This window comes from Asaia prunellae JCM 25354, assembly GCF_000613885.1.
Classification (GTDB): domain Bacteria; phylum Pseudomonadota; class Alphaproteobacteria; order Acetobacterales; family Acetobacteraceae; genus Asaia; species Asaia prunellae.
Map to the genome: position 1 here is coordinate 68,421 of NZ_BAJV01000015.1, position 12,031 is coordinate 80,451.

Sequence of the window (12,031 nt, forward strand, 5' to 3'; positions counted from 1 at the left end):
TTAGCAGCATAGCGAGGCTCTCAGGACGAAATGGACGAACCCCGCCGGATCATTGGCGCGCCATATGCTGAGAGTGCTATTGCTCGTGACATCAGGCGCGGGGAGGGACGATTGCGGGAGTGAATGCTGTCCCATTGAGCACAAGGGGCGGCTCAGTTATCCGCCCCTCAATAAGCCATATTATCCAACCTGCTGAATAGCAGAGAGAATCCAGTTGCCGCGCCCATCGGCACGCACGAATGTCCAGAGCTCGGTAACCACCTGACGCTCGGTCTTGCTGCCATCAATGACATTGCCGAAAGAATCGGTTGTCACATCATAGAGTGAATACTGCATGGCAACCGTCGCGTAGGTCATATTGCCTTCACGCCAGGCTTCAGACAGATCCCCGCGCATGAATTGTACGTCTGAGACGATATTGCGGGCACCACGGCTGGCATAATCGGCGAGCTGTTCGTTGAAATAGGAAACCATCTCCGGTGTCGCCATGGTGGACAAAGCGCGCATGTTCTGCGCACTCCAGGCGGCCTGGATATCGAGCAGCAATTGTTGAAAATTCTGATAATCGCTGTTGTTCAGCGTTACCGAAGGCGTGCCGGCACCGCTTGAGAAACCGGGCTGTGGCGAACCCGCCGCGCTGCCATTGCGACGATTACCCAGCCAGCGCAACACCATGACGATCAGGAAGCCGAAAATGGCGATCTGGAAGAGGAGTCCGATAAAGGAGAGAAAGCCACCCCCACCACCGCCGAAAAAGCCATGTCCTGAAAGCATGCCGAACAGACCGGCACCGATCAGGCCGCCCATGAAGCCGGTCATGAAAGGCCGGCGCTGGGCAAAGCTAGGCTGACTCATCGGGCGAGAGAAGGGCGCGTTCATGCCCGGCGAGGGAGAAGTCGGCGCATAGCTTCTTTCCATCGGCCTGGCTGCGTAGGGGGCTGTCTGCGTCATTGGGGGGGGCGAATAGGTACGGCTGCCTCGGCTCCCCATGGAGCGTCCGCCTCCTGGCCGTGCATCGGCAGGGGCTGCCAGAAGCGGGGCCAGAGCCAGAAGCAGGAGGGAGGCACGAAAAATGGGGCGGGACATGAAAACTCCTTGTGAGCGCATTGCAGGTCTGACCCTTGTGAGTCAGACGAAGTAAGCCCTAGCTTCCTGCAACGCTCATTGTGTCAATTCTGAGAGTTGGCGCATCAACGCCGTGGCGGAATTCGAGATCATCTGCAGCATGAAGAGAGGCGAACATTTCGATGAGATTGCCCGCGATGGTCAGTTCGGCAACCGGTTCGGCGAGTTGTCCGTTGCGGATCATGAAGCCTGATGCGCCGCGACTGTAGTCTCCGGTCAATCCATTGATGGATGAGCCCATCATTTCCGTTACATAGACACCTTCCCTGATGTCTTCGAGTAGTGCTTCGCGTGTTCCTGTTCCACCAGCAAGGAAAAAATTACTGATCGAGGGCGAAGGTGGTCCGCCAACGCCCCGCGAGGCACGACCGTTATTGGTCAGACCGAGCTGCATGGCCGAGCGGCTGTCCAGTATCCAGTCCTGCAAGACACCATCCTGCACAAAGGCGAAGGATGCGGGCAGAAAGCCCTCGGCATCGAAGGGTTTTGAACGCAAGCCGCGTGGTCGTGTCGGATCATCGATCACGCTCAGTGTTTCAGGCAGGATGCGTTTGCCGCGATAGGCAGAAAGAAATGATGAGCCTCTGGCAATAGAAGCACCATTGATGGCCCCCGCCAGATGACCAAGCAGACTGGCGGAAACACGACGGTCAAATACGACAGGAAACGCCCCTGTACGGGGTTTGACAGGATTCATGCGTGCCAAAGCGCGTCGCGCGGCCTCACGGCCAAGGCTTTCGGGTGTATCCAGATCCTCCAGATGGCGCGCGCTGTGACCGGCATAATCGCGCTGCATGGTCTGTCCATCGCCAGCAAGGACACTGATGCCGTTGCTGTGACTGGTCTGGACATACTGTCCGGAAAAGCCGTTGCTTTCAGCCAGGGCAATCTCGACGCGGCTGTAGCCTGCCGAGGCGCCGTTGCTGTTCGTGATACCTTCAAAGGAAAGACCGATTTCTTCGGCTTTCCGGGCTCTTTCCAGCAGGGCTTCCAGACCGGGTGTGGCCGTTGAATCAACCAGATCGAGTGCAGCTATGTCGTAGCTTCCCTGCTGATCGGGATCGACAAAACTTGTAAAGGCGTCCTCTGGCACGACACGAGCCATGGCGACTGCCTGTTCTGCCAGAGCACTGAAACGGCCCGGTTCAAGCGCGGTCGCCGAAATACTGGCGGCACGCTTGCCGATGAATACACGCAGACCGAGCTGAATGGTCTCGGAGTGCTCCAGCCCTTCAGGCACACCATGGCGGCACATCGCGGAGACCGAGCGTGAAGCAACCAGAAGCGCATCGGCCCTGTCAGCCCCGGCACGCTTTGCCGCGTCGATGAGTTGGGCGAGACGTTCCTGATCTTTGGTCATGCAACAAGCCTCTGGCTGATGGCGTCGAAAGACGGAATGGCGCCGACAGGACCAATCGTTGCAAGGGTCGGGCGGGCACGGAACAGGGTCTCGGCCGCACGGATCATGGCGGCTTCATCGACAGCATCAATCTTTGCGACCGTTTCGCTGGTGTCAATCACTCGACCGAAAAGCTGCAGCTGACGCGCGATCTGCTCGCAGCGGCTGCCCGTGCTTTCCAGAGACATGAGCAGTGACGATTTCACCTGCGCACGGGCGCGGGCGATCTCTTCAGCGCTGATGCCGTCAGACAAACGACGGAGTTCGTCGAGCATGACCGGCACCAGTTCGGCGGCTTCCTGTTCACCAGTACCAGCATAGATCCCGAATAATCCGTTATCCAGGAAAGGCAGGGCGAAGGAATAAACCGAATAGACCAGGCCGCGTTTTCACGGATTTCCTGAAAAAGACGTGATGACATGCCCCCGCCGAGAACGGTCGAGAGGAGCATCGTCGCGTGATAGGCCGGGTCGCTATAGCTGACCGAGGGAAAGCCCATGACGAGATGAGCCTGATCGAGATCCCGGGATTCGCGATACTCACCGCCCAAATAGGTGCAGCCTTCGCGCGCCGGAGGCTGATGATCAGGCAGGTCACGGAAATGCTCCTGAACCAGATCGAGCACCTGCTCGTGACGCAGATTACCCGCGGCGGCAATGACCATATTGCGCGTGGTATAATGCGTCTGCATGTAGCGCATCATTGTTTCGCGCTTCATCGTGGCGATAAGGCTTTCCGTGCCGAGTGTCGGGCGACCCATAGGCTGGTCGCGAAATGCGGTTTCCTGAAAATGATCGAAAATGATGTCGTCAGGCGTATCATTGGCCTGGCCGATTTCCTGCAGGATTACGCCGCGTTCGCGCTCGACTTCCTGCTCCAGAAACGTGCTGTGGGTCAGGATGTCGCCGATGATATCGATGCCCAGAGGCAGATCTTCTTTCAGCAGCTTGACGTAATAGGCCGTCTGCTCACGCGCCGTATAGGCGTTTATATGGCCACCGACATTCTCGATCTCCTCGGCAATGCGAGCCGCCGTGCGGCGCCTTGTACCCTTGAAAGCCATATGTTCGAGAAAATGGGAAACGCCGTTTTCCTCGGCAGTTTCGTTACGTGTTCCGGTAGCGACATAGGCGCCGAAGGAAACGGTTTCGACGCGTTCCATCCTTTCGGTCACGACGGTAAGGCCATTGGAAGGGTGGTAACGGTGATCGGATCGGTCATCGAGTGGTGATGGTCCTGAATAACGGGAAAAAGATCTGGTCAGACATGGCGTGTCGAAGGGGGGAATCCTAGTCCCCTCCTGCGATTTGGCCATGTTCAGCCCGCGTGTGTATGTGCCTTGATGTGACGGCGTACGGCGTCTTCAATAATATTCAGCTCATTGGCGAGCGTCTCGTAGCGTTCTTCACGCGAGAACAGGTCAGCCAGATGAGGCGGCAATGCAGGGTCGACACCAGTGGCCTTGCGTACGGCATCAGGGAATTTTGCTGGATGGGCTGTTGCTGCCACGATCATGGGAATGCCAGGTTCCTGAGCCTTGCGGCCGGCAGCCAGCCCGATTGCGGTATGCGGATCGGCAAGATAGCCTGATCGCTCATAGAGTGATTTCATCTCGGCCAGCGTTGCTTCGTCATCAAGCATCAGCGCGCCAAATCGTTCATTGGCACGTGTCCAGACAGACTGATCAACGACCATGCGCCCGGTCTGACGAAAGCCCTGCATGGTGTTGCGGCAGGCTTCAGGGTTGCGATCAAGCAGCTCGAAAAGCAGCCGTTCGAAGTTGGACGATACCTGGATATCCATCGAGGGTGACAGGCTCGGTTCGACTGCACGCATTGACATATCATTGGCCGTCAGAAAACGCGTCAGGATGTCGTTGCGGTTCGAGCCGATGCAAAGGCGGCGCACTGGCAGGCCCATCTGGCTGGCGGCCCAGGCGGCAAGGACATTACCGAAATTTCCGGTGGGTACGGCAAACGAAACTTCACGGTCAGGTGCGCCCATCATCAGCGCCGCGCGCACATAATAGGGGATCTGTGCGGCAATACGCGCCCAGTTGATGGAATTGACAGCAGAAAGACCAATCTCGTCGCGGAACGGGGTGTCGGCGAACATGGCCTTCACCATGTCCTGACAGTCGTCGAATGTGCCTTCGACGGCAATATTCAGGATGTTGTCATCCTTCACCGTCGTCATCTGGCGGCGCTGCACGTCGGAGGTGCGCCCCATGGGATGCAATATGGCCACTGAAAGATGCGGGCTACCGCGAAAAGCCTCGATCGCGGCAGATCCAGTATCACCTGACGTGGCACCAACAATGGTGACGCGCTGGTTGCGCTCGGTCAGCACGTGCTCGAAAAGCTGGCCAAGCAACTGCATCGCCATATCCTTGAAGGCGAGCGTTGGGCCATGGAACAGCTCCATTGAAAACAGTCCGTTCTCGACTTCTGCCAGTGGGGCGATGGCAGCGTGCGAAAATCCGGCATAGGCTTTTGCACAGAGCGTCTGCAGCGTTTGCAGATCGATGCTGCCTGCCGTGAATACCGAGAGGATCTTTGCAGCGAGATCCGGATAGGACAGGCTGCGCATGGCGCGCCATTCATCAGGCGTGAAACGTGGCCAGGTTTCAGGCATGTACAGCCCTCCATCCTCGGCCAGACCGGCAAGCAGAATGTCTGAGAAGGAGCGCGCGCGCGCATCGCCGCGTGTGGAACGGTACTGCATGTTAGCCTTCTTGGTTCAGTGTCAGGATGGAAGGGGCATGAAAAGACGGAAGTTGGAAATCGGCCATCGGAGACATCTCAGTGCAGGACAATACGCAACAGGACATGGCCTGCAGGTACCCAGATCGTACCTGCCGTGTCGTTCTGTGCAGAAGTCTTCACCCAACCCGGAATCCCGGCCTGGACGAGCCTGGGAGAGACGAGCAGGATATGAGGGAGACGTGCCGTGTCAAAGCTCAGCAATCTGCCATTCTCGATATCCGTCAGATAAAGTGTCGCCTTGTCATCAAGCGTCATGCCGCTCACGGTCGGTGTACCACGCCATTGTGTTACGCCTTCCATCTGTTCTGCAGCAGTAACCGACGGATCTGTCAGAAGATCTGTCGAGAGACGATAGATCGGGCCCGTCGGAGCCAGTTCATAGAGCCATTTTCCGTTGGTTTCGAGGGCGAGATAGGCCATGTCGCGTGTTACCGGATGTCCATCCGGACCCATCACGATGTGATGGTCTATGGTGAGTGGTAGATGGCCTCGTGAGGTGGGATAGCCGGCAAAAAAACGTGTCGCCTGATGACGTGCCATATCAACATCGTCAACGATGCGCTGCCCTCGTCAGCCAGATAGGCCATCTGGCCATGAATTGCGAACATGGTGAAACGGGTGGTTTTTGTCAGGCTCTCCGGCGGAAGGACCTGTTCGGCCAGAATTCTGCCTGTAGTCGGATCAATCCTGATCAGTCGGGGTGTCAGGCCCTTACTGCCCTGATCGATCAACATACCCCACCTGTCTCGTCACGGGCGAGGGCGGTCGGTGCAAATCCTTCCCCGGCACGAGTGCCTGATGTGACATCGCTCCAGTCCGGAAGTAATGGCGTGATTTCGGTTGTATCTGGCGCGAGCCGTGCAAGGAGCGGTGTGTTGTCGTTGTCGCCTGGATCACGCAGGAGTATGACGCTGCCATCACTCAGCGGGAGAGCCTGATGCCAGTCCGCCTTACCTGGCAAGGGTATGGTCTGGGCAATTTCCGCAGGGCTGGTATCGGCCAGCCAGGGGCGCTCATGGGCAGCCTGTGCAGGACCTGATGAGGCAGCCAGAGCAGAAACCGCCAGTGCAGGGCAGGCTGAGCGGCGCAGGAAAAGAAGAAAAGCGACCATATCTCCTTGTAAGCCCATTCAGACCCTGTGCAAGATTGAGCTTGCCTTGCAATGCGGTTTTTGAATGGTTTGCGGGGATGTCCGGCCGGACAGATTTTTTCAGCCCAGGATAGAGACAACGTGACCGCCCTTATTCTGAAATCGGCCATTTCCGGTATCATGATTGCCATCGCATCGACTCTGGCGCGGCGCTATCCGGGGTTTGGGGCGCTGATTGCGTCACTGCCGCTGGTATCGGTTCTGGGCATGATCTGGCTCTGGGTCGAGAAACCTGATGCCGGGAACATGGCTGATCATGCCGGGGCGACATTCTGGTATGTGCTGCCCTCCCTGCCAATGTTTCTGCTGATACCAGCTCTCTTACGTCATGGTATCGGGTTCTGGACGGCTCTGGGTCTGGGCTGTATGCTCACTGTTATACTCTATCTTGCCGTTACCTGGATTGGTCCGCGCTTTGGGCTTGTTCTCTGAAGTCATGCTTGCGGGGTGATAGTTGAATGACCGCCTTCGAGCGGTCATGATCAGTGCATGAGTGCCTATACTTCACGCATCGATACTGCTCTGGCCTATCTTGCAGGCGGCAATTCTGTTCTGGCAGAGCGCCTGTTCCGTGAGGTTCTGGCCGAGGCGCCTGACTGCGGTGCGGCGTGGCATGGTCTGGCATGTGTTGCACGTCATACCGGTCAGCCTCGTATTGCTATTGCCTCTGTTGCCCAGGCGCTCACCCTTGCCGGGAATGATCAGGAAAAGGCGCAGTTTCATCTTACGCTTGCGGCAGCCCTTGATGAAGCCGGACATATGCGTGAGGCTATTGCTGCGTGTCGCGTGGTTCTTCTGCTCGAACCACGGGAGTTCAGGGCCAGAATGCTGCTGTCGGAGCTGCTCTATCGCAAGGATCAGGATGATGAGGCGGCACGATTATTTCAGGAAGCCCTGTCACTTGCTGCTGAACCTGTTCCTCTGCTCATGCATCATGGAACATTTCTCATGGTACAGCGTCGTTTTGCGAGATCGATAGAAATATTCGAAGCTCTTGTACGTTTTTGCCCTGATGATCCTCAGGCTCTGGCCAACCTTGGCGCTGCCCTGTTCGAGAATGCCGAGATGGAGCGTGCCTATGAGGTTCTTACCAGGGCGACAGTTCTCGGCACACCAAGCGCACAGACCCTGAGCAATCTCGGACTGGTCTGTCAGGCGCTGGGGCTCTTTGCCGAAGCCCTCGCTGCTTTCGATCATGCCATATCAAAAATGCCCCATGAGGGGGTCATTGCACTAAATCGCGCTACATTGCTGAACGAAATTGGCAGAATAGAGGAAGCTGAGGCCCTTTTCCGGTCGTTGTCGAGTCAAGGAGGCGGGCTCGCAGATCAGGCACGTTTCAATCTTGCCATGATTGACCTTGCTTCGGGGCGGTTTGCCTCTGGCTGGGCTGGTTTCGAGATGCGTCGGGCCGTACTCGGTCTTTCGGCTTTCACTGCGCTTGGCACGGAGAAATAACCAGTGCGCGAGTGCGGATCGAGGCGGAGCAGGGTCTGGGGATATGTCCAGTTTCTGCGTTTCGTGCCAGAAGCGGCGCAGCGCGCGCCACTTCTTCTGGTCCTGCCTGAACCGCTCAGGCCGTTGCTCGCCTTCATGCCAGAGCTGAAGCCATTGCTGTCATCCGGGCGTATCACTCTGGAAGGGGAGGCTGAACTCTCCTGTTCACTGCTCAGTCTGCCTGATTTTCTCGGTGTGACGAAAATCGATCCTTCCCCTTATTTCGATTTAGAAACAGAAACGGAATGCGGACGTATCGGTGTCTTCCGGGCAGGCAGTGCGCATTACCGGTTTGATGCAAGGCGTTCTTTGTCGCCGGATATGCTTGCTCCGCTTCTGGAAGTGGCAGGGCTGACCTTTGTCAATCTGCAGCAGGGCGATCAACTGCAGGGAATGGAACAGGGTGTGGGAAAGACCCTGATCGAGACGGCTGTGGCAATGGCGCGTTGTGAAGTCGTGATTGGTGTCGACAGTATGTTGGCCCATCTGGCGGGCGCTATGGGGAAGGAATTCTGGCTTCTTGACCGTGAGGGTGGTGACTGGCGCTGGCAGGGGCCCGACTGGTATGCACAGACCCGGATTTTCAGACCGCAAGGACTTCTTCCCCCGGTAGAGGCCTGGCCACCGGTCATCGCCCGTGTGGCTCAAGCCCTGAGGGAGGTCTCAGGCCGCGACAGGTCTTGAAGGATGACTGGCGTCTCCCTCGCTGAGTGTTGCCAGAAGTGCCGCCCGGATTTCTGCCATCCGGGTTTCGGATGTAACTTTGGTCCCGATCAGATCACGTACATAAAAGACATCGACAGCCCGCATGCCGTAGGTGGTGATATGTGCTGAGGAAATCTGGAGAGACTGGTCGCTGATTGTGCGGGTGATATCATAAAGCAGGCCGGGTCGGTCACGGCCATTGATTTCGATGATTGTATGACGCTCGGAGGCGCGGTTATCGATCACGACACGCGAGGGCACATGAATGGCACGCATCCTCCTTGCCGTGCGCTGGTCTGAAAGGCGTTCCAGTTCGGCGCTGATGGCAAGACGACCTGAAAGCGCCTGCTCGATCAATCCGTTCAGACGGGCAAGCTGCAAGGGCGTTTCGAAAGCACGACCATTGCCGTCCTGAACCCAGAATGTATCGAGCGCCATGCCATCACTGAGCGTGTGGATACGGGCATCGACGATCGATGCGCCTGCAACAGCTAGCCCGCCGGCAATCTGTGAAAACAAACCGGAGTGATCGGCGCTGAAGATCGTGATTTCGGTCACATCGCGCTGCGGAATGGGAGTCGCTTCGATGGTGAGGGGGGATGAATGCGTTTCCGAGTCGAGCACCAGTCTTGCATGACGGATATGGGTATCGGCATCGAAGCCGAGCCAGTAGCCAGCATAGCCAAGAGACAGGAAATGGGCTGCCTGCCCATCGGTAAGACCCTGTTGAACCAGTCCGTCACGCACCATCTCCTTGGCGTGACTGACGCGTTCATCTCGCTCCGTGGCGGCGAGGCCTCCCTCAAGCACTTCCGCCACGCGGGAATAGAGTTCGCGGAGCAATGTCGCTTTCCAGGCATTCCAGACATTGGGGCTGACAGCCCGCATATCGGCAATGGTGAGAAGCAGCAGAAGACGCAGGCGTTCGGGTGACTGGATGATGTCGGCCAGATCCAGAATGGTTCTCGGGTCGTCTATGTCCCGTCGGAAGGCTGTCTGGCTGAGCAGGAGATGATGCAGGATCAGCCAGGAGACTGTTTCCGTTTCCTCGGCGTCGAGGCCGAGTTGAGGGCAGATATGCTGGGCTACTTCAGCCCCCAGAACCGAGTGATCGCCCCCGCGCCCCTTGGCAATGTCATGAAGCAGGGTTGCGACGTACATTGCACGACGCGACTGCATGTCACGCGCCAGATCATAGACGAGAGGGATCTCATCCGCCATTGTTCCGGCTTCGATCCAGCCCAGCATGCGCACGGCCTCGATGTTATGCTCGTCAACCGTGTAGATGTGATAGGTATCAAACTGCATCTGACCGACAATGCGTGACCAGTCAGGCAGGAGTGCACCCAGAAAGCCGGTATCGTTCAGTATGGTCAGCCAGTCCGCGCCACTTGGACGGGGATTCTCCCGGTTCATCTCCGTCTGCTGCATCAGCAGGGAGAGAAAGACCTGCATGGTAAACGGATCATCACGCAGGGAGGCGATACGGCGCTCATTGCGGATAAGTTGCTGAATGGCCGTTGGATGCAGAACCAGATTTTCACGAAAGGCAGCATCAAGCATATGCACCATCAGGCGCGGCTCGCTGGCAAAATCTGCACTCCCGGCGGGCGCTATCTGGTCGTTGATCAGATGGAAATGGCGGGCCACATCTGATGCCATGCCGGGACCGGTATAGGCAGTCTCGCGAATGGGCCCCTGAAGGCGCTGCATGATGGTGGGTTCGAGAATACGGCTGAGACGCATGACCTCACGTGTAGTGAGGAAATAGTGACGCATGAAACGCTCGACGCCTTGCTGGCGCCCATGGCCAGCGTAGCCCATGCGGCCTCCGATAACCGGCTGCACATCAAAAGAGAGGCGCTCATCTGCGCGTCCTGCAATGTAATGAAGATGGAGCCGTATGGTCCAGAGGAAGTTCCAGGCGCGCCTGGCGCGGTTCGCTTCCTGTTCGGTAAGAAGGCTGAGTGTCGTGAAGGCGGGTTCATGAGGTTTGGGTTTGCTGACCGGACCCGGTTTGTCTGCATCCTGAAGGACCCTGGTCATCCAGTTCAGGGTCTGGAGGTCGCGTAGTCCACCGCGCCCCTCCTTGATATTGGGCTCAACCATGTAAGGGTTGTCGCCGAAACGTTTATGGCGTTTCTCGCGCTCGTCTATCTTGTCATGGATAAAGGAAAGCGCGCCATTCCCGCTTGTGTTAAAACGCACCAGGAGTTCGCTGAAAAGGGTTTCATCGCCTACAATGCAGCGTGCATCGAGCAGCGTGGTGCGTATTGTCAGATCTTCCCGTGCGGCCTGGAGACAATCCTCAACTGATCGCGTGGCGTGGCCTACACGGACACCCAGATCCCATAGGAAATAGAGCATATACTCTATCTGCGCCGTGATTTTTGGCCCGGGTTCCATCGTGGTCAGAAAAAGAAGATCTATATCGCTATAGGGAGCCAGCAGTCCGGCACCGAACCCGCCGGTCGCGCAGAGGCACAGACCTGTTTCAGGCGCGTCTGTTACGAAACGGGCCAGTGAGAACAGGCTTGATATTGTACCATCCATCAATAATGCGAGCGTCGAAGCGGCAGCGATCCCCTTGAGCTGGCGCCCTTCGAAAAGACGACGGATTTCACCATGATGGCGACCGATATGACGCCGGAAAAGACTGACGGCATCCTCGCGCGAAACAGTGCCATCCGCCTGACGTGCCCGGTCGAGTGCGACAGCAAGAACAGCTCGCATCTCGGTTTCTTGGAGGGAGATCGGTTCGCGCATTAAGATCCGTAACTAAGCGAGCGTTGTAAGAAACCCGGAAAAGCCATTCTCAGGTCAAATCATTCTTTGTTTCAAGCGCTAGTTTATGCAGTGCATAAAGCGTCTCGAGCGCAGCCCTGGGAGTAAGCGTATCAGGATCGATCCCTTCCAGCGCCTCACGCAGTCTGTCAGGCTTTTCGACAGGTTGTGCGACCGTCTCGAAAAGTGGCAGTTGCGGCGCATTCCGGCCCTGATCGCGCTCAAGTGCGGCAAGCAGGCGTGTGGCGCGCTGCACGACAGGCATGGGTACTCCGGCAAGCTGCGCAACATGCACCCCCCAGCTCTTTCTGGCTGATCCCTTGCGCACTTCATGCTGGAAAATTACGTCCCCTTGCCACTCACGCACTGCCATTGTGTAGGGGGTCAGGCGTGGCATCGAGTCAGAGAGGCTGCACAATTCGTGAAAGTGGGTTGCGAAAATCGTACGGGATCCGAGCTGGGAATGGAGCGCTTCAAGGGTCGCCCAGGCGATAGCCAGACCATCGAGTGTTGAGGTTCCGCGACCGATTTCGTCGACCACCACGAGAGAACGCGGACCGGCCTGACGCAGAATGGCAGCGGTCTCGGTCATCTCAACCATGAAGG

Annotated in this window: 10 protein-coding genes and 1 pseudogene; 3 read left to right on the plus strand and 8 right to left on the minus strand. The window is 57.3% G+C overall.

The features are described 5' to 3' along the window. Window positions 1-180: 180 nt before the first annotated feature. The 6 genes and pseudogenes from JCM25354_RS12750 to JCM25354_RS12780 all read right to left on the minus strand — a co-directional run bounded on the left by JCM25354_RS12750 (window position 181) and on the right by JCM25354_RS12780 (window position 6,400). The gene (locus JCM25354_RS12750; RefSeq protein WP_408734995.1) at window positions 181-1,086 is read right to left on the minus strand and encodes a Tim44 domain-containing protein; all 906 of its coding nucleotides are present in this window, start codon (window positions 1,084-1,086) and stop codon (window positions 181-183) included. Window positions 1,087-1,144: 58 nt separating this feature from the next. Further along, window positions 1,145-2,485 carry a TldD/PmbA family protein gene (locus tag JCM25354_RS12755; protein WP_025886291.1) on the minus strand — a complete coding sequence of 447 codons (1,341 nt, stop codon included), beginning with the start codon at window positions 2,483-2,485 and terminating at the stop codon, window positions 1,145-1,147. Then, window positions 2,482-3,745, minus strand: a pseudogene (locus JCM25354_RS18900) (M16 family metallopeptidase). Before JCM25354_RS18900 ends, JCM25354_RS12755 begins: the two are co-directional and overlap by 4 nt. Window positions 3,746-3,841: 96 nt before the next feature. After that, window positions 3,842-5,248 (minus strand): threonine synthase, encoded by a 1,407-nt coding sequence (thrC, locus tag JCM25354_RS12765; protein ID WP_025886292.1) that lies wholly within the window; start codon window positions 5,246-5,248, stop codon window positions 3,842-3,844. Window positions 5,249-5,325: 77 nt separating this feature from the next. Continuing rightward, window positions 5,326-5,829, minus strand: a complete 504-nt coding sequence (locus JCM25354_RS18905; RefSeq protein ID WP_148301514.1) for a hypothetical protein — start codon at window positions 5,827-5,829, stop codon at window positions 5,326-5,328. A 187-nt stretch (window positions 5,830-6,016) separates the two neighbouring features. Next, complete coding sequence (locus JCM25354_RS12780; protein WP_025886295.1) at window positions 6,017-6,400, minus strand: hypothetical protein; 384 nt, start codon at window positions 6,398-6,400, stop codon at window positions 6,017-6,019. 120 nt (window positions 6,401-6,520) lie between these two features. Here JCM25354_RS12780 and JCM25354_RS12785 point away from each other — a divergent pair, with 120 nt between their 5' ends. The 3 genes from JCM25354_RS12785 to JCM25354_RS20330 are packed head-to-tail and all read left to right on the plus strand — an operon-like array spanning window position 6,521 to window position 8,620. After that, on the plus strand, window positions 6,521-6,871 hold the full coding sequence (locus JCM25354_RS12785; RefSeq protein WP_035447794.1) for a DUF3147 family protein: 351 nt from the start codon (window positions 6,521-6,523) through the stop codon (window positions 6,869-6,871). Window positions 6,872-6,928: 57 nt separating this feature from the next. Continuing rightward, on the plus strand, window positions 6,929-7,897 hold the full coding sequence (locus JCM25354_RS20325; protein WP_051537407.1) for a tetratricopeptide repeat protein: 969 nt from the start codon (window positions 6,929-6,931) through the stop codon (window positions 7,895-7,897). 3 nt (window positions 7,898-7,900) lie between these two features. After that, window positions 7,901-8,620 carry a hypothetical protein gene (locus tag JCM25354_RS20330; RefSeq protein WP_051537408.1) on the plus strand — a complete coding sequence of 240 codons (720 nt, stop codon included), beginning with the start codon at window positions 7,901-7,903 and terminating at the stop codon, window positions 8,618-8,620. Here the strand turns inward: JCM25354_RS20330 and JCM25354_RS12795 are convergent. Both JCM25354_RS12795 and JCM25354_RS18915 read right to left on the minus strand, forming a co-directional pair. After that, on the minus strand, window positions 8,600-11,374 hold the full coding sequence (locus JCM25354_RS12795; protein WP_243444065.1) for a [protein-PII] uridylyltransferase: 2,775 nt from the start codon (window positions 11,372-11,374) through the stop codon (window positions 8,600-8,602). The genes JCM25354_RS20330 and JCM25354_RS12795 overlap by 21 nt on opposite strands. An 82-nt stretch (window positions 11,375-11,456) precedes the next feature. After that, window positions 11,457-12,031 (minus strand): MutS-related protein (locus JCM25354_RS18915; RefSeq protein ID WP_408734996.1); only part of this gene is annotated, 575 nt, incomplete at its 5' end.